Annotated in this window: 14 protein-coding genes; all 14 read right to left on the reverse strand. The window is 54.9% G+C overall.

The annotated features are described in order from the left end of the window. Position 1 precedes the first annotated feature (1 nt). The gene (npdG, locus tag HBA55_RS00100) at positions 2-682 is read right to left on the reverse strand and encodes an NADPH-dependent F420 reductase (protein ID WP_166985091.1); all 681 of its coding nucleotides are present in this window, start codon (positions 680-682) and stop codon (positions 2-4) included. Then, positions 679-2,397, reverse strand: coding sequence for an FAD-binding protein (locus HBA55_RS00105; protein WP_166985094.1), 1,719 nt, complete (start codon positions 2,395-2,397; stop codon positions 679-681). The genes npdG and HBA55_RS00105 overlap by 4 nt, the downstream gene beginning before the upstream one ends. A 168-nt stretch (positions 2,398-2,565) precedes the next feature. Further along, on the reverse strand, positions 2,566-4,161 hold the full coding sequence (locus HBA55_RS00110) for a purple acid phosphatase family protein (RefSeq protein ID WP_166985097.1): 1,596 nt from the start codon (positions 4,159-4,161) through the stop codon (positions 2,566-2,568). A 66-nt stretch (positions 4,162-4,227) separates the two neighbouring features. Further along, complete coding sequence (locus HBA55_RS00115) at positions 4,228-5,049, reverse strand: tetratricopeptide repeat protein (RefSeq protein WP_166985100.1); 822 nt, start codon at positions 5,047-5,049, stop codon at positions 4,228-4,230. 149 nt (positions 5,050-5,198) lie between these two features. Beyond that, positions 5,199-6,218 (reverse strand): helix-turn-helix transcriptional regulator, encoded by a 1,020-nt coding sequence (locus HBA55_RS00120; RefSeq protein ID WP_166985103.1) that lies wholly within the window; start codon positions 6,216-6,218, stop codon positions 5,199-5,201. 46 nt (positions 6,219-6,264) lie between these two features. Continuing rightward, positions 6,265-7,491, reverse strand: coding sequence for an MFS transporter (locus tag HBA55_RS00125; protein WP_166985106.1), 1,227 nt, complete (start codon positions 7,489-7,491; stop codon positions 6,265-6,267). Continuing rightward, entirely contained in the window at positions 7,488-8,543 is a 1,056-nt protein-coding gene (gene add, locus HBA55_RS00130) for an adenosine deaminase (protein ID WP_166985109.1), read from the reverse strand. Before add ends, HBA55_RS00125 begins: the two co-directional genes overlap by 4 nt. A 98-nt stretch (positions 8,544-8,641) precedes the next feature. Beyond that, positions 8,642-11,113, reverse strand: coding sequence for a TonB-dependent receptor (locus HBA55_RS00135; protein ID WP_166985112.1), 2,472 nt, complete (start codon positions 11,111-11,113; stop codon positions 8,642-8,644). 160 nt (positions 11,114-11,273) lie between these two features. Next, entirely contained in the window at positions 11,274-12,425 is a 1,152-nt protein-coding gene (locus tag HBA55_RS00140) for a thiolase family protein (RefSeq protein WP_166985115.1), read from the reverse strand. Continuing rightward, positions 12,422-12,859, reverse strand: a complete 438-nt coding sequence (locus HBA55_RS00145) for a Zn-ribbon domain-containing OB-fold protein (RefSeq protein ID WP_166985118.1) — start codon at positions 12,857-12,859, stop codon at positions 12,422-12,424. Before HBA55_RS00145 ends, HBA55_RS00140 begins: the two co-directional genes overlap by 4 nt. A 92-nt stretch (positions 12,860-12,951) precedes the next feature. After that, entirely contained in the window at positions 12,952-13,959 is a 1,008-nt protein-coding gene (locus HBA55_RS00150; protein ID WP_166985121.1) for a helix-turn-helix domain-containing protein, read from the reverse strand. A gap of 25 nt (positions 13,960-13,984) precedes the next feature. Next, entirely contained in the window at positions 13,985-15,043 is a 1,059-nt protein-coding gene (locus HBA55_RS00155) for an AraC family transcriptional regulator (protein WP_166985124.1), read from the reverse strand. A 174-nt stretch (positions 15,044-15,217) separates the two neighbouring features. Beyond that, the gene (locus HBA55_RS00160; protein ID WP_166985127.1) at positions 15,218-16,396 is read right to left on the reverse strand and encodes a lipid-transfer protein; all 1,179 of its coding nucleotides are present in this window, start codon (positions 16,394-16,396) and stop codon (positions 15,218-15,220) included. Then, the gene (locus HBA55_RS00165; RefSeq protein WP_166985130.1) at positions 16,396-17,793 is read right to left on the reverse strand and encodes an OB-fold domain-containing protein; all 1,398 of its coding nucleotides are present in this window, start codon (positions 17,791-17,793) and stop codon (positions 16,396-16,398) included. Before HBA55_RS00165 ends, HBA55_RS00160 begins: the two co-directional genes overlap by 1 nt. Positions 17,794-17,801: the final 8 nt, after the last annotated feature.

The following is a 17,801-nucleotide window of genomic DNA, read 5'->3' on the forward strand; positions in this document are numbered from 1 at the left end:
TTTACTCGGGCAAACCGGTAACACGAATGCCGGCGTGGCATTTGAACTGTCGGTTAATGGAAATCAATACCGAAGTCAGGGCCTCTGCCGCCGCCGCATTGTGAATACCACCGGCGTGAAAGCCTCGCAGGCCCGCCGCTTCGACCAGTTCAATCACTTGCGATCGAGCGTCCTTGTCATTGCCGCAAACCAACACATCACAATCTATGTCCCGCTCCTGTTGCAAATGGCTGGCGGCAACGTTCTGGAAGGCGGATACCACCCGACAGTTGTCACCGAGCAGCGCCTGGGCTATCTGGCCCGCCGAACCCTCTGCAGGCAATTGCACCCGCGCCACTTTCGGCGGTACCAGAGGCACGGTAACATCGATCAGAATCTTGCCCTCCAGCGCTTTTTTTACGGCTTCCAGCGTATTTTTCTGGTGGCTGAAGGGCACGGTAAGCGCGACGATATCAGCGGCTTTGGCAGCGTTGAGATTGTCCAGCGCATCGACACTGGCAGGACATTGGCCAGCCGCAGACATTTTTGTTTGTAGCTCCTCTGCAGCCGCTTGGGCTTTTTGTCGATCGCGAGATCCGATAATGATCGGGTAGCCCGCCAGCGCCCAGCGACGAGCCAGGCCGGTGCCCAGTTCACCGGTGCCACCCAGAATAGCCACGACGGGAAGCGTTGAACTCGTCATTCCTGATAACCCGTAATGTGCTTGGCTGCCTGATAGGCGAAGGTCATGGCCGGCCCCAGTGTTGACCCCGGACCGGGATAGGTGGGCAACACGGCTGCGCTGCAATTACCAACCGCGTACAGGCCATCAATGACACCACCATCCTCCGCTTGTACCTGTGCATTGGGATTGGTTGCCAGGCCGCCCTGAGTGCCAAAATCTCCCGCATCAATCCGCATGGCATAGAAGGGTGCCTCCGCAATGGGCGCGAGACACGGATTGGGCTTGATGGTGGGATCGCCATAGTAACGATCGTAGGCAACGTCGCCGCGCTGGAACTCCAGATCTTTACCGGTTTCAGCGTATTGATTCATTTTGGCAACGGTGTCTTCCAGGTTCGCCGCATCGATACCGATCTGTTCAGCCAGCGCCCCCACGGTGCCGGCCTTGGCGACGAATTTTTGCTCATACCAGGCCTTTGGAATCGTCCAGTCCGGCTTGATGTCCTTGGTCATCAGAGGACCCGTCAGGTAACTGCGACGAAAACGGGAATCAAAAATATGATAAGCCGGCGCGCAAGGGACATCATCACTGTGAGCCTTGAACAGCTCCTTCTGGAAGGCCATGTAGTTTTGCGATTCGTTGGCAAAGCGCTTGCCATTGGCATTCACAACGCAGGAGCCGGGAAACGATTTCTCCATAATCGACAATCTCGGCACCGCTTCACCGGGAGTACAGAGCGTCGTGCACCACCAGGCATTGTTGATCAAACGGGTGGAAGCACCCAACTTCAAGCCCTCCTGAAGACCGTCGCCGGTATTGGTTTTGACGGCGGCACTCCAGGCGGTATTGGTGGGTTTTGGCAGGTATTTTTCCCGCAGCGCCTGATTCTGCTCGAAACCTCCGCTGGCAAGAATAACGCCCTTGCGCGCCTGCACTCGAACTTTCTTGCCCTGCCTTTCGATCAGTGCACCGACAACGCGGCCGTCGGCGTCGGTGATCAGTTCCCGCATCGGTGAGTTCAGCCACAAGGGAATATTGCGCTCCTGCATGGACAAGCGCAAACGGGCGATGCCCGCAGAGCCGGTACACAGTCGTCTGGCAATTCGCGATTTCAGCATCCAGGGGATGTCGATCAACCAGTTCAGCAACAACTTAAAGGTCAGCCCCAACCAACCCTTGACCCGTGCGGTCAGAATAGCCGCTTCCACCTGTGTAAAGTGTACGCAACCAAACAGGCGCATCATATGGTGACTGAGCGCCAGTGTTTTAAAGTCTTCGCCGAGCAAGGCGGCGTCTACCGGTTCGGGCTCGATGGATCTGTGCCCCTCCCTCGCGCCAGGCAGGTCGGTGTAATAGTCCGGGTAGTGCTCCAGACTGCGGTAGCGAATTTGAGTTCGCTCATGGAGAAAATCGATCATCTTGGGGCCGTTGCGCAGATAAGTATCGATCATTTCCTCAGGTACATCCCCATCGGGGATGGTATGTTGAAGATACTCTTTGGCTTCTTCAAAAGAATCCTGTGCACCCGCAGCCTTGGCATAGCGATTACCGGGAATCCAGAGGCCACCACCGGACATTGAGCTGGTGCCTCCGTATTTTTCTGCCTTTTCCACCACCAATACGTCTTTGGTACCCATCTCGTAGCAGCACAACGCTGAAGTCAGAGCCCCGTTACCGGACCCGACCACCAGCACATCCACGTGATGATCCCATTGGCTTTGTTCATTTTTCATTGGTGATAATTCTCCACCGCTTGCGTAGGGTGGATTAGGCGCAGCCGTCGCCTAAAGCGCCTACTGTTGGAATCCACCATTATTCTCACTCAGTGCCACATCCTGGTGGATTACGGCTGCGCCTAATCCACCCTACGTTGGATGAATTTTCAACGTGACAAAGTAGCGTTATTTGGTGATCACAAAGTGATCAAGTACGTTGCCCTTATCGTCGATAAAACGCGACACTAGCTGATTCTCTGAAACGTCGAGCAGCACCGAACCCAAACGCTCAATACCATTGGGCAGGTAATCCTCGGCGACCTTATCGAAGCTGCGGTGGGCCGGGTGCGACAGCCAGTCTTCGCGGATACAAAATACCGTTTGATTGGGACCGCAGACTTTTGCTTTATCCTCGGGGTCGGCGATCTTGCCGCTGCTGCCCGCAACGGTGTAGACCGCTTTGTCGTCCTTGCCGGAAACGGCACTGATCTGCGGATACGGATTATCGGAAAAGCCAAAGCTGGGACTGCCGGAACTGTCCGTTTCCGTGTGCCTGGCAGCGTCGAAGCTATTTGACATGCCATAGTGACCATTGAGATACCAGGAGCGCTCGTAGGAGTGCGCGTGACCGCTGTAGACTACATCCACACCGTATTGTTCGAATACCGGGGTGAACAACTCCCTCATGTCGATTTCGCGCTGCTCCTCATCGGAATCGTGGTTTCTGCCCTTGGAGTAAGGCGGATGGTGGAACACAATAATGGTCCAGTCCTGCTGGTGAGATTGCAGGTCATCCACCAGCCAGTCGCGCATCGCCTGACGCTGGTCGGGGTCGATGACTGACAACTGGGAGTCGAGGCTGACGATATGGACATTACCGTAATCCATGGAGAAGTACTGCTCGGTGCCGCTGGGCACGCCCCCCAACTCGCCATTGGTCGGCAAGGTAAAGATATCCAGATAGGGAAGACCGGTGCCGTCAGGTCCGTCACCGGTACTGTCATAGGTATCCGGGTCCGCGGATTGACTGGCTCCCGGAATCAGTTTCACCATCGGCCCCTTCTGGCAGACCGGGTGTTTAATCACAGTACACAGATCCAGGTGCGACACACCCATTTCATGGTTGCCGATGGTGGGGATGGTTTGCACCTTATTGAGAATGTTCGGGTAGACCTCGAACAGGCCCGCCTGCCACTCTTGATCAGTACCTGCCGGGTAGGCATTGTCGCCCAGGAGTATCAGTGCATCGATAGGCTCGTTGCCGCCCTGCTCGCTGATAAATTTGAGGGCACCGTCTTTAACCGCCTTGGCTTGCCAGGGGTATTTGGACTTGCCTGTCTTTGAGTCCTTCACGGAGGCCGTGCCGGAATCTCCAATCAGCCAGATGCGGGAATTGCCGTCCGCCGGCAGCTGGCCGGTTTTGGGCGCTGTGGAGAAATACTGACCCTGCGGAGCATTCCCGGAGCCACCCAACGAGTAGAAGTAACGGGTATCGGGTTTTAAACCGGTGACACGCGCGATTTTGTGGTTTGCTTCTTCAACCGCCTCTACCCGCATGGAGAGCTTGTTGGCCTTCTCTCCAAGGCAAACGGAATTGGCCTCACCGCGCCACTGGATAATGGCACTGTTATCGGAAACCTGCTGCAGCAAAAGACGCGAAGGTGGCTGTTCAGTACCTGTACATTGACTGGCCTGGCCCTCCATCATTTGCGCACATCCGGCCAATAGAGATCCCAGCAAGAGTCCAAAACCTGCCGTGATATATCTCGGTGATACAATCATATAAGTCTCCAAATATCGGGGCATCGCCGTTCCCTATGCCCAATTGCAATTTAAGTCATTCGCTGATTACAGAGTGTGCTCTGCTTGCTCTCTCAGGGTTTTGATATTGTTGAGTAATTCAATCCGGGCCGGCGTGATACGAAGTGCCTGCAACTGGGAGTCTGCCTGCGCCAGCAGCAGATCCGCCTCCCTGTTGTTGCTGTCAGCCAGAAGCAGTTTGGCCATATCCACCTTCCAGGCCGGACTTTCACCCAACATAGGCTGCAAGTCACGCCAGCGCTGAATGGCCTTTTGTACTTCGCCGCGACGCAGCTCCAGCTCAACAGCAAAGCGCTGCAGATGAGAACCATTGCCCAGTTCACGCAGCCCCTGATCCAGCAGCTGCAGGGCCTGTTCAATCCCATCGTCGTGATGAGACGCCAACAACTGGGCCGCTGACAGATAATCACCGGGGTGTGCGTTCTTATTCACATTAAAGTGTTGACGATATTTCGTGAATGCCCGCTGCCACTGTTGCAGCTGTGCGGCAGACCGGGCTTGATAGAGTAAGCCATTGGCATCATTCGGGTGTTGAAGCGAATAGCGGTTGAACAGTTGGTAGGCCACTTCGAAATGGCCCTGTCGGTATTGATGCCTGCCCTGTTCGAACCACAGCGCCGATGCATCACCCAGGTTTGCGGCGGTATTGAAATCCCGGTCGGCGAGATCCCACTCACCCATGCGGGAATACTCAGTCGCTCTGAGTATATAGACGGTTTGCTCCCCGGGGTTGTCTTTGATCAGTGCATTAATCTGCTCAAGCCGGGATTCATGGCCTGGATGAGCATAACCCGGTCCCGACAGACAACAAGCGACGACCAGCAGTATCCGCAATAGGTTGTTCATCATACGCCGTTATCTCTTGATTATTTAAAATGAGCTTACCATAGGCAAACAGGCGGCGAATTATCGGTGAAATTCAAATACTTGGCTTCAGGTGACAGCTCAACATCGCGAGCTGTCACTTCTGGCAATATTGCGCAGGAGGTGATTTTGCACTACTTGGCGGAAGCGATTTTGCGGTAGGCGTTGGGGGTCAAGCCATAGTAGTCTTTGAACGCCGTGGTGAAATTGCAGGCGTATTCATAACCGAGTTGCCATCCCACTTCGTTGATATTCAGGCTTCTGTCCAGCAAGAGTGTTTTGGCGCTCTCCATTCGCTCCTGCAACAGGTAGTTGCGCAGGGTCATACCGTAAATCTGTTTAAACAGCTCCAGCAAATTGGCTTTGCCGATACCCACACGCCTGGCCAGCTCATCGATAGAGGGGGGCGAGGAGAGATCCTCTACCAGCGACGACCTGACCTGTTCCAACAACGCGGTTTCTCGTACCCCAACTTCCCTGGAATCCGATGTTTGCTCCTCTTGCTTCAAGGCCGTCATCAACAGGCAGATCAGTTCCGTGACTTTGGCTTCCATAAAGCGGTCTCTGATGATGCCGCTATGGTTTGACTTCAACAGCATTTGCAGGGCCTGACGAATGTCCACATCGACGGCAAGGGTATGGCTTAACGAGGTTTCTGCTTCCGAGAAAATGGGCTGAAGGATTTCCGGGGCATTTTCTTCAATGTGATCAAAGAACTCAGCTTCCAGCAGGGATTTCTTGATCACAATGTTGACAACACAGTAGCGGACATTGGCCTTAGAGAAATCCTGGCAGGTGGTTTGTTCTGAATGGTAATTTATCGCACAGAGGTTCTCCGTATTCAGGAAGTCTTCACCCTCCCCCTTCAGAGTCATATGTTGCCCGCTGAGCGTAAAATAGAAGCTGAAATAACCTGCCTCATACTTGAAAGGCATTTGGTTATCGCGCCGCATCTGCAAATCAAAAAACCGCAGCACCAAGCCATCGCGGATATGGTAAATCAGCTCATAGCCGGCTTCATCCTCGTTGTCGTAACGCACCCTGAAGCGCTTGTAGGACGACAGCTTCGGAAACGAGTCCACATGAGGGAGGTTGACAAATTCGACGATATCGTCGCAAAACAGACCCGAGATCACTGATTCAAAGCCTTCCATCGTTGACTCCGACTGATGTCTTTACCCATTTTGATGGAGTATAACATCAAGTCAGAGACTGAAGATTGATTGCTGGCTCCGAGCCGGGTTGGGTGGCTGGCAGGCGGCTCAGAACCTGCCACAAGACAACCGCCGCCACCAGCAGAAACGACACCAGCAGCCAGCCTACCCAGGCCGAACCGCTTACTTCCAGCAAGTATGCGCCCAACAGCGGCGATATTACCGTACTGAACATAAACATCCCGGGGGTGATTGCCGCCCAGCGCCCCTGGCTGTCCAAAGCAGCACCCACACCGTACATATAAGGCAAGGTGAGGCCGTAGAAAAAGCCGAAGATCAGTTGCCCCATCATAAAACCTTCAGGCAACTGCAGGGTAAAGACCAGCCATAGGCTGATACCGAGCGCCAACAGACCACTGAAAAACGGGGAGCGGCCATATTTCAGCCCTAACCAGGCCGCCAACAGGTTGCCCGGCATGGACAGGTAATAATTGGCGCTCAACCAGGAAGTGGCATCTACTGAGGACAGCCCAGTGGCCAGACCCATTTGCAGTGAAAAGGTCCAGCCGATGTTGACCGCCAACCCGTACAACATCACAAACACCATATACACTGCCCCGAGTTTTAGTACGGGCAGCGAGCCGGTGTCGGCAGTGTCGCCTGGAGTTTGATGTGGCAGCCTTGAGCGACGCAGCACGGGCGAAGGTAATGTGTAAAGCAATACGATGCCGACAAGCAGGGCAAACAAATAGCTGGCTCCGCCCTGCTCCAGTACCGCACTCGCTAACACCAGGGTGGTGGCACTGAGGGTAAAGCTGCCCGCACCCACGATACCGTAGGCACGATCAGAATCGGAAACGTTGAGCACACCGGAGATCGCCACCGCCATGGCAATGCCTGAACCACACCCACACATCACCCGCAGCAACACAAACAGCACCGAATTGGGATCGGCGACAAACACACAGGCGGCATTACCCAGTACCAGCAGCCCCCCCGCCAGCAGCGACAGATAGGACAGGGAGAAGCGATTGATGACCGAGCCCACAAGGGAAGATGTCAGGGCCAAAGCCAGGAATTCCAGGGTTAACAGCCCACCGGCACCGGTTTCACTCAACCCCAGTTCAGCCGTGAGTGTGGCCAGGTAAACAGGCGCCAACGCCAACGGCAGAAATGCGATGCTCTGCAAAGTGGACAAAGCGACGATCAGGCGCCAATCCGCAGGACTGAAACCCAGGAAACCCTTGGCCGTTGATTGCAATTGCTTACTCATAATTCGCCGTGGTTTGCGTAGGTTTCGGCATAGTTTTCAAGAGCCGTCAGGTAGTCCTGTCGCTCCTGTTCATTGACCCAGATGCTGTTAAAAGCGTTGCGCATCAGTTGCACAATTTCCGCTTTGCTTAATGTCACTAACCGATCGAGATCTATCAAAATATCATTGATATAACGCCCGCCCATAATGCCGGGGTCATCGGTATTGACCGTAACACATAACCCCGCTTCAAGCATCGCTTTGGCGGCGTGGGACACCCGCTGCACATAGGGGTCACTGAGCGGGTCTTTGACGGTAATATAGTCGGTGGTCGGGCAGGCAGTAAAACAGATCTGCTGCGATCGGGCCTGCTCCATCAGCTGTTCGTCTTCCAGCACATTGACACCGTGGTCCAGACGGTCTACCTGCAGCTGGTTGAAACAGCCGCGAATATGATCAACGGCGGTCGGCTCATCAACATCGCAATGGGAGGTCAGCTTGAAACCGGCTGCCCGCGCGCGCCGAAACAGATCCGTGAATAAGGTATAGAACTGTGGCAGCTCCGTGTTATCCAATCCGACCGCAACAATCCGGTCCCGATAGCGGAGCGCTTCGTCCAGTGCCTGTTCTGCACTTTCAATAGAAGCGTCGCGTTGAAAATTCATGATCAGCTGGGAGCGGATTCCAAATTCCTTCTCAGCATCCTGCTGCGCCCGGTGAATCCCCTGGATAACCGTGTCAAAAGCCACGCCGCGGCTCATATGGGCCTGGGGGTCGAACATAAGGTCCGCATAGGCGACATTCTGGAAGCTGGACTTCTTCAGGTAGTTAAAGGTTACCTCATAGAAGTCTTGTTCATGGATAAGCAGTGATACCAGGTTTTTGAGTACCGCCAGAAATGATTGCAAACATTGAAAATCCAGTGCGGCTTTCAATTCATCTGCGCTGCGGTAAGGCAGATCCACACCATTGCGCTGTGCAAGCGCTATGGCCATCTCCGGTTCGATGGCACCTTCGACATGCATGTGCAGGTCCGCTTTGGGGATGCCGCGGATAAATTTCTCTTTGTTCATAACAACACTACCTTCAGCCTCTCCTCAGGGAAAAACCGGTCTTGGGGAAAAAGGGAAAAAAAGGGCCCCCCACGGGGCCCAAAGGGAGAGAGATCAGATTAGTCCCATCGGTAACCGACGGAAACACCAATAGTACGTGGACGCGTTACGAATTCACGGTTGTAGGCGCTCGACTCGTTGGTGACGATACCGGTAACACCCTCTTCATTGGTCAGATTGGTGACAAAGATACCGGCGCGCCATTGATCCTTGCTGATATTGGCTGAGGCATTCCAGATACTGAAGGCATCCAGTTCTCTGAAGCCAGCTCTGTCTGCATCATTCACCACAGTGCCGGAGAAGCTGTCATAGAATTTATCACTGATGGTAGAGGTGACCTGGTCTCGATAGAAACCGTCCACATGCAGGTGCATTTCGGCACCATTATCCAGAGGCTTGAAATAGTCCATCGACAGTGACAGCTGGTGCTTGGGCACACCGGGCAACTTGCTGCCATCTTCACCTACCACAGACTCAACGATAAAGTCGTCGGTCAGCTCCGCGTCCACATATCCGTAACCGAGAGTGGCGGTAATAGACTCGGTCAATTGCGAGTTAATCTCCAGTTCCAGTCCCTGGGAACGTGCCGATTCGCCGTTAAAGACAAACGGTAGAGAGGCCGGATCGGTAAAGGCTTCCAACTGTACGTCCTGCCAGTCAATATGGAATACGGACAGTGTATAGTTGGTGTTGTCCCACAGGGTCCCTTTAATACCGATTTCAGTATTGGTCGCAGTATCGGAATCAAACACCAGCAGGCCTTCGTCGGTCTCACAAAGGGCACAGTTGCCCATGGCCAGACCATTGGCACCGCCGTGGCGGAAACCTTCAGCCCAGGTGAAGTAGACCATGGTATCGTTATCAAGATCATATGAGGTGTTGATCTTGAAAATATTGTCCTGGAATTCTTCCTTCGATTGACTGGTCAGAGATCCGTTGGGGTCGGTTCCGGTTGGGGAACAATAGGGCCCGCAGACGGGCAACTGCTGCAACAGTTCCTGTTCGAATTCCTGCCAGAATTGACGCATTCCGACGGTTACCTGCCAGGCATCAGTCACGTGATAGGTTAGCTCACCAAATACCGCCAGGTCTTCAAAGGAATAATCCCGGTCAAAGTTGAAAACATGATCGGTTAATGCAGTTTGACTTGGCCTTAGGGCACCATTGGCCTCAACAAAGTCTGCAAAAGTATCAAACAGTCCCGGAATACCAATGATATCGCTAACCAGATGACCGGAGCCGGACAGTTCAGACCACTGGTCAAAACCATGCAGGAATTGCGGATCAGTGGTTATGTCAATTCGCTGGTCACGATAGAAGGCACCAACCACCCAGTCTATTTTTCCATCGCCGTTAGAGACCAGGCGAAATTCCTGGGCAAACGACTGATCTCGGTACTCGGCCTCCAATGTCGACAAAACGCGGGGAAAACCGCCATAGATAAACGGATCACTATTGGAAATATTCTCCATAAACCCAGTGCCGTCAGAGGCAGATGATGCCTGGTTGTCGTAGAAGGAGGTCGATGAGCTAAAGGTTGCGAATCCTACGTCCGCGCTGATATCCAACGCATAGAGATCCACCTCTCGATCCATGGGCGCCCCAAGAGGAATACTGTTCTCGTTTTCATCGCCGATGCGTTGCACACTGAAGTCGTCAGAGCTCTCCTCCTGACGATGATAGGTCAATTGAGCTTCCACTGTATCGCTGACATCCCACAGCAGCGACGCCCTGAAGTACTTAACGTCAGCACTGTCGACGTCTTCCTGTTCGGTGAACACAAGGCCACTGTTAAGGGGATCTGAAGGGTCGGCCAACAGGGGTTGTCCGTCACTGCCGAATACAGCCCGCGCATTGGCATCAACAAAGCCGCCAATCTCCTCATAACCGAGACCGACGCGCAATGCCATGGTGTCACTCAGCGGGAAGTTGAAGACACCATCGGTGCTGTAGGTTTCTTCCGACGAATCATCGGTGAATGACAGCTTGCCGGAGATATCCGCACTGAATGCCTGGGTATCCGGTTTTCTGTGAATCAGACGCAGGGTACCGCCCATGGAGCCGGAACCGTAGAGCGTACCCTGAGGGCCACGCAAGACTTCAACGCGTTCGATATCGTTGATCTTCAGGTTCACAAACAGGGGCGTCTCATCCACATAGGTGGATACCAGCGGCACGCTGATATTGGGTTGCAGTGTATTGTTGGAAGCACTGCCCGTGTTGAGGCCGCGAATAATAAGGTTGCTGTTGACTCCACCACCCCGGACACCGGTATCGGCGCTGGTGAGGCCGGGAATCATGCGGGTCAGGGACTGCAGGTCACTGATCCCGGCATCGGCAATGGCATTGCCGGAAACGGCTGAAATATTATAGGGAATTTCTTCCACAGATTGAGCCCGACGTGCCGCAGTAACGATTATCTCTTCCAGCTCGAAGGTCTCTGCACTTGCAGGAATATACCAGCTCGCACTGGCGGCAATAACCGCGGCTGTCAGCGTCGAACGTTCAAAGGATTTTCTCTTCGGTAGCATTTTTCTCTCCAGTTACAGGATCTTTGGTCTTTGTGTCTGGTCTTAAGCCTCTACAACTTCATGCTATCACTACGGAAAAAAACATCCTTTTTGTGAAGTTTGTAAAAGTTTTGGTAAAACTCCCTCTTTTCCCAAAAGAGGCAGAGGGAGTAGTGGATAGTTACTTTTTGAGCACGGTGACGATACAGGTTGGCCCTGGACCGGCGTTGTGAGCCAGTCCGACCTTGGCGTTGGCAACCTGTCTGGGGCCGCATTCACCCCTCAATTGATAAAACAACTCGGCGATTTCAGCGATGCCGGTTGCCCCCACCGGGTGTGAGCGGCCCAGGGTGCCGCCATCGGTGCCGACGGGCGTGGTGCCATTAATGTCAAAGTAGCCCTCGCGCATCAGCGCAGGTCCCTCACCGCGTTCACACAGTTTGAGATCTTCCACGCAGTTAAAGAAAACCGGCGTATAGGGATCGTGCACCTGTACAACACTCAGATCCTCCGGACCAATACCCGCGGCCTCATAGGCCATCTGCCCCCCTCTCTCAAACACCGAAGGATTCTTATGGCGGAGGTATTGCAGCTCCTGGGGATTGCCGTACAGACCACTGGATTGCACCGAGGCGGCGACAGTCACCATATTCTTGCGGGATTTGAGCTTTTCCGGGGTACAGACGATTGCCGCCGAAGCACCATCACCGTTGGGGCACATCATCAGGGTCGTCAGGGGTGAAGTAATGGTGGGTGAAGCCAGAATCTCCTCGACCGTGGGTTCGCCCTTTTGATAGAAAAAGGCCTTGGGGTTCTTATTGGCGTTACGCCGTTCCATCACCGCCACGCGGGCAAAGTCTTCCGGTACCGCGTCATAGTCTTCCATGTACTTCTGCACGCTACAGCCCGAGAGCGCGGCCATCACATCCAGCCCCATCTCCCGCTGCCACTTGGGCACGGTGGGGTTATCAATCAGGCCTGTGGGTACTTTTTCAAAGCCCACCACCAGAATCACGTCATAGAGACCACAGGCCACCTGCTGGTAGGCCAGCCGAAATGCCGACTGGGAGCTGGCGCAGCCATTCTCAACGTTGACCACCGGAATACCGGTGAGGCCAATGCGGTTCAGACAATGGTTGGTGGCGGAAGCCCCCTGGAAGGCATGCGCCCCAAACACGGCCTCGATATCGCGCCACTCGAACCCGGCATAGTCCAGTGCCGCCAGAATGGCCTCTTCCCCCAGCTCATCAAAATTCTTGAAGGGGCGACCCTTACGGCCGTCATAACGGTCAAATTTGGTTAGCCCGACGCCGGCTACAGCAACCTCTCTCATCGCAACGCCTCCTCTTTGGGTGTAAATGCAAAACCGACCACCGTATCGCCCTCGTCGTTCTGGTAGAGATCCTGAAGAACCAACTCCACCTCCATACCGGATTTGAATACCTCAGGGTCACTACTGGCCAAGGGTGTCCACACTCTCAACTCGTCTTCCAGTTCGACAAAACCAATGGCAAAGGGCACCGGGCCACGATAGTGTTTGGCGGGAGGCCGGGTGACTACCGAAGCAGCGGTTACTGTGCCTTCATTTTTCAGCAGGTATTCCTCGACTTCTTCATTCTGGCAGTAGAGGCAGCGAGAGGTTTTTGGAAAGGTGATCTCCCCGCAGTTGGGGCAGCGCATGCCGATCAGTTGTACCTTGCCATCATCCGGTTCGTGCCAGATGCCTGGCTCCACCGCGACACGGCGGCTTAATTTTGATTCCATCATGGGTTCTTCCACGTTGCAGTAATAACAACCCATGCTAGCAAGGCGCTAAAACCGTTCCATGCCGCAAGTGCTCAGTTATTTGGCCTGCCAGATCAAGGCAAACTGGATTGATCCTGGCGATCTCGCCATTGTGCGGGAGAGAGATCGAACCACTGGTGAAATGCCCTGCGGAAGGAGCGATCGTCGCGGTAGCCGAGACGTTGAGCGATTGCGCTGACCGGCAAGTCAGTGTTGGAGAGCAGATGCTGTGACTGCTGGCGCAGGCAGTCTTCTTTGAGTTGGGTGAAAGACGCGCCAGCCGTGGCCAGGTGGCGCCGGAAGGTGGAATGGGGAATCCGCAGAGTATCCGCGACTTCAGTGAGACCGGGCAAGGGGCTGCCGCGCTGTATACTGGCCAGTAACATGGCACGCACCTGACGCGGCAGATCACTGGCCGCGGTGCTGTGCAGATAAGCGGGAAAGGCGCTCAGCATGGCCGGTAATTCGGTAGCGGAGCGAATCGTAGGCAATTCCAGATAAGCGGGATCAAACTCCAGTGTGTAGGATTGGCCTCCCGCCAACGCTGCCGCATTGAACAGACAGAGCTGCGGCAGAATATTGTCTCGTTGCGCGGGCCCCAGCCTGACGACTTGAAGCTCAAAATCGACCCCCACCAGCCACTGGAACAACCGATAGTAGGCGTATAGACCGGTAATATCGAGCAGATCACTGGTGGGGTTGTTTTCCGAGCGCATGGTACTCAAACTGAAGATCGCCGTCTGTGCCTCGGTTTGCAGCGACTGCTTACCCCCGCGAGGATACACCACCCGGCTGAACTGCACCGCCAGCTCAATCGCTTCGCGCAGATTGCCACCGGTAAGGGCACAGCGGCACATCAATTCAAACTCGGTATCGATAAAAGGTTTTTGGTTGTGGCTTTGGGCCACGGACTTTTCAAGCTGTTGAATGCAGTCCAGGTACCAGCGGGAAAATGCCTGAATATCCGTCAGGTCTGCGGGGGCAGCGCCCACAGAGTCAGCCTCAAGTACCGACTGGATGATTTCCACCAGAGCCTTGAGTGAAGAGCGTTGCTCAAATCCTGCTGCATTGGCGATGCTCAAATCACGGCTCCGGATAAAGGCCTGACTAGGATGCGTTGATCTTTTGGGAATAGCCCATCTGTTCACGATAACCGGATGGGCTCATGCCAAACCAGTGTTTGACCGCCCGCGACAGACCCGCCGGTTCTGCAAAGCCGCCGATATCGGCCACCTGTTTCAGTGGGATTGCCGGGTTCTCCAGCCACTGCACCACCACCTCGCGACGTATACCCTCCTTGAGGTCCACATAGCGAACACCTTCTTCCTTGAGGCGACGACGCAACGTTTGGGGGCTCTTGCAGAAACGATCCGCCAGTTCTTCCAGGGTGGGAAACTGCTGGGAGTTCAGGAACATCAACCGAGCCTCAGCTCGCACCGCTTCGCCCACCGAGGTATTACCGGGTACGGTGACGCCATCCACTTGGTCGCGGGTGGCAGCCCAGAGTACCGCCAGATCCTCCTCGCCACGCACAATACGGCGTTCAAGATAAGCGGCATCAAAAGACATCACCTGCCGCGACTGATCAAACAACACCGGGCAGTGAAAGATTCTTGCATATTCAATGGCCGGGCCATTGGTACCGTGAGTGAACCGAACTTCCTTTAACTTGATTTGTTCGCCAATCAGAAAACTGGACAAACGGTGAACTGTACGAGGCAGCACCTCCCGCAGATAGGCGTCGGGGTCCGCATCCGCGGGATTGATGGTCATATCCCAGCTGGCATTGTCGCCATCCACCCGCAAGGCAAATGTGACGCTGTCAGTAGCGGTCCCATAGAGTGCCGCCAGTTTTTCCAGGGCTCGACCCAGGGTCTCCTGGCTGGAGATCAATTCCATAAACAGACGAAACGCTCCGGGCTTGATGCCATCGGGCATGGCACCCATAAATTCGTCATCGAGTTGCTCAGCGACCTCACGGATCAGGTGGGCGTAGTGTCGAGGCTGCCAATCATCGTCTGCGGCAATGGCCTCAGGGGAGAGATGTAGTTGATTCTCTTCTGCCACCCGCTGCATATACCGGCAGTAGTGCCCCATCAAATGGGGGATTTCAGTAACGGTCTGTGGCTTTAACCCCGGGGGTATCGGCTGATTATCGCTATGCATCAGGGCACGGCCTCGACTCGCTCAAATTGGTTGGTTTGACATCTTACTGGAATTGAAGTGCCCAGGGGAACCGCCTCACTGATAGATCATATCTATTATAGGCAGAAAATTAATTGTGGGCGAAAAGGGTCAAGGGAGGCTTATCGCCCCCCAAGAGTGACCCGAGTGCAGGCCTTAGCTGTCCTGCGTTAATATAAGCGCGCTGGTCGGTACTGCCGTTGCCGAGGTCACCAGCACGTTTTCGACATTTTGCGGCTGGTTGCAGGAATCCCCCCGAATCAGGCGAACGCCTTCAGCAATGCCGTTCATACCGTGAAGGTAGGCCTCACCGATCTGGCCACCATGGGTATTGATCGGCAGCCGTCCCCCCAGCTCGATGTTGCCGTCTTTGATAAAGTCCTTGGCCTCGCCGCGATCGCAAAAGCCATAGGCTTCCAGCTGCGGCAACACCCCGGCGGTAAAATGATCGTAGAGGATGGCCGCCTGAATATCGCCGGGTGTGATTTCCGCGTTGCGATAGAGCTGATCGGCACACAACTCCATTTCCGGCAGCCCGGAGATGTCCTTGCGGTAGTAGCTCTTCATCATCTGCTGATCGTCACAGGAGCCCTGTGCGGCCGCGGAGATGACCGCCGGTTTGCCCTTGAGATCCCGCGCCCGCTCCACACTGGTGACCAACAGTGCCTGGGCGCCGTCCGTCTCCTGGCAGCAATCCAGCAGTCGCAGGGGTTTGACAATCCAGCGACTGTTCTGGTGATCTTCCAGGGTGATGGGTTTTTGATAGAAATGGGCATTGGGATTATTAGCGGCGTGACGACGCGCCGCCACCGACACACGACCAAAATCTTCTGTTGTCGCGCCATACTCGTGCATATAACGACTGGCGAACATCGCCACCCAGCTGGCGGGCGTTAACAGGCCAAAGGGAGAACTCCAGCCAAAATCCACATCCATGGGCGTTGGTGTCGGCGGCCGTTCCTGCACACCGGCGCCAAAACGTTGCTCTGAGCGCTCGTTAAAAGCCCGGTAAACCAGGCAGTAATTACAGGCACCACTGGCAACGGCCATGGCCGCCTGGTGAATGGTACCGCAGGCGGCGCCGCCACTGTGGTGAATGCGACTGAAATGGGTCAGCTTTTCCACCCCCAGGCTGCGACACAGATCAATCTCATGGTTTTCATCGGTGGTATAGGTGATCATGCCGTCAATCATATCGGCACTGACACCGGCATCTTTCATGGCAGCCTCACAGGCTTCCACAGCCAGACGCAGGGTACTGCGGCCGGAGTTTTTGGAGAAATCCGTGGCACCGATGCCGGCAATGGCGGTTTTACCCGAAAATGTCATTGTCATCAGAGGCTTCCTCCGGCGGCGGCCTGTGTTGGAAATTCCAGTGTCACGGTACCCGTGACATGGTTACCCATGCTGTTGGCGACGCGCAGATTCAAGGTTACCCGTCCTTTTCCATCAACGCGTTGCTTGGATACCAGAGTCGCAGAGAGCGTCATGGTGTCGCCCACCACATTGGGGGCTCCCAGGCGGATATCAATTTCTTTGACACGGGCATCGGGTCCCGCCCACTCGCTCACATAACGGGCACAGATACCGTTAGTGGTAAGCACATTCATAAACACATCTTTGAGGCCCGCCCGCTTGGCTGCGGCCACTTCATGGTGAATATCCTCAAAGTCCCGAGTGGCAATGGCGCCACCCACCACCAGATTGGTGGTCACATCAATGGGATAAAGCGGTAACGTCTGCCCTTCTTGCAAGTCGTCAAAATTGAGCGTGGTTTTGTTGATCGAGGGCACTGCCGGCCTGAACATGGGCAGTGTCAGATCCGGGTCCGGCTGCTGGAATACCAACTCCAGTGGCATACCGATTTCCACCTGCTCCGGTGCACAGTGAACAATGTTGGTGATCAGCCGCGTGCCCTCTTCCAATTCAACAACACCACAGATATAGGGGTATTGCATAAATGGCATCGGTGGATGAACGGGCTCCACAAACGCGTGCAGCGTCGCTTTGCCGCTGGCCGCCCGGTGGCCCAGATCATAGCTGCCGCACTCGGGGCAGCGCACCACGGGTGGGTGTGCCAGTCGCTCACAGCCATTGCACTGCTGGATACGCAGTTCGCCCTGATCACAACCGTCCCAGAAGAACTCGGTCTCCTGCATTTTACCGGGGCGTGGCCGCACCTGCAGATGCTCTGGAACCGGTTGCCGGTCTTTGCTCCCCTTGCTTGAGCGCTCGCGGGGTTTAAAGCTGAAGGTTCTGAATTCCCAACTGCCCACCAGCTCACCCTGCTGGTTGGTAAACTCGGTCAATGTACTGACAAAGTAGCCGCAGCCCAAACCCGTGGTCTTGAGATCCGACACATCGATCAATGTCATCTTTCCGGTGAGCAGTTCTCCAAGACGCAGCGGGCGGCAGTAAATCTCTTTGGTATTGGCACCGACCACCGTTCGGTAACCCGCCTTATTCAGCAAGGCAAAGACTTTATTGCGCGGGTCATTGGGGTCATAGCTACGGGGAATATTCCCGGCCATGGTCCAGACGTCCAGCATCGCAGCCGGCGCTTCGATATCGCTCTCATCCACCTCGGTGTACACCGGATTGGTGTCGCCAATGGCGTCACACCAGTTGCGAATGGTCGGCAGGTTGACCGGGTCACGAGCCACCACGGCAGTGGCCTGCTCGCCCACATGGGCGCGCAGCGTTTGCAGCAATTGTTGTTCCTGATTACTCATTGTCGGTG

The organism is Pseudomaricurvus alkylphenolicus (genome assembly GCF_011683955.1).
GTDB lineage: Bacteria > Pseudomonadota > Gammaproteobacteria > Pseudomonadales > Cellvibrionaceae > Pseudomaricurvus > Pseudomaricurvus alkylphenolicus.

Bases quoted from the DNA above. Each gene is read 5' to 3' on its own strand.
- npdG (WP_166985091.1), bottom strand. From the start codon at position 682: ATGACGAGTTCAACGCTTCCCGTCGTGGCTATTCTGGGTGGCACCGGT.
- HBA55_RS00105 (WP_166985094.1), bottom strand. From the start codon at position 2,397: ATGAAAAATGAACAAAGCCAATGGGATCATCACGTGGATGTGCTGGTG.
- HBA55_RS00110 (WP_166985097.1), bottom strand. From the start codon at position 4,161: ATGATTGTATCACCGAGATATATCACGGCAGGTTTTGGACTCTTGCTG.
- HBA55_RS00115 (WP_166985100.1), bottom strand. From the start codon at position 5,049: ATGATGAACAACCTATTGCGGATACTGCTGGTCGTCGCTTGTTGTCTG.
- HBA55_RS00120 (WP_166985103.1), bottom strand. From the start codon at position 6,218: ATGGAAGGCTTTGAATCAGTGATCTCGGGTCTGTTTTGCGACGATATC.
- HBA55_RS00125 (WP_166985106.1), bottom strand. From the start codon at position 7,491: ATGAGTAAGCAATTGCAATCAACGGCCAAGGGTTTCCTGGGTTTCAGT.
- add (WP_166985109.1), bottom strand. From the start codon at position 8,543: ATGAACAAAGAGAAATTTATCCGCGGCATCCCCAAAGCGGACCTGCAC.
- HBA55_RS00135 (WP_166985112.1), bottom strand. From the start codon at position 11,113: ATGCTACCGAAGAGAAAATCCTTTGAACGTTCGACGCTGACAGCCGCG.
- HBA55_RS00140 (WP_166985115.1), bottom strand. From the start codon at position 12,425: ATGAGAGAGGTTGCTGTAGCCGGCGTCGGGCTAACCAAATTTGACCGT.
- HBA55_RS00145 (WP_166985118.1), bottom strand. From the start codon at position 12,859: ATGATGGAATCAAAATTAAGCCGCCGTGTCGCGGTGGAGCCAGGCATC.
- HBA55_RS00155 (WP_166985124.1), bottom strand. From the start codon at position 15,043: ATGCATAGCGATAATCAGCCGATACCCCCGGGGTTAAAGCCACAGACC.
- HBA55_RS00160 (WP_166985127.1), bottom strand. From the start codon at position 16,396: ATGACAATGACATTTTCGGGTAAAACCGCCATTGCCGGCATCGGTGCC.
- HBA55_RS00165 (WP_166985130.1), bottom strand. From the start codon at position 17,793: ATGAGTAATCAGGAACAACAATTGCTGCAAACGCTGCGCGCCCATGTG.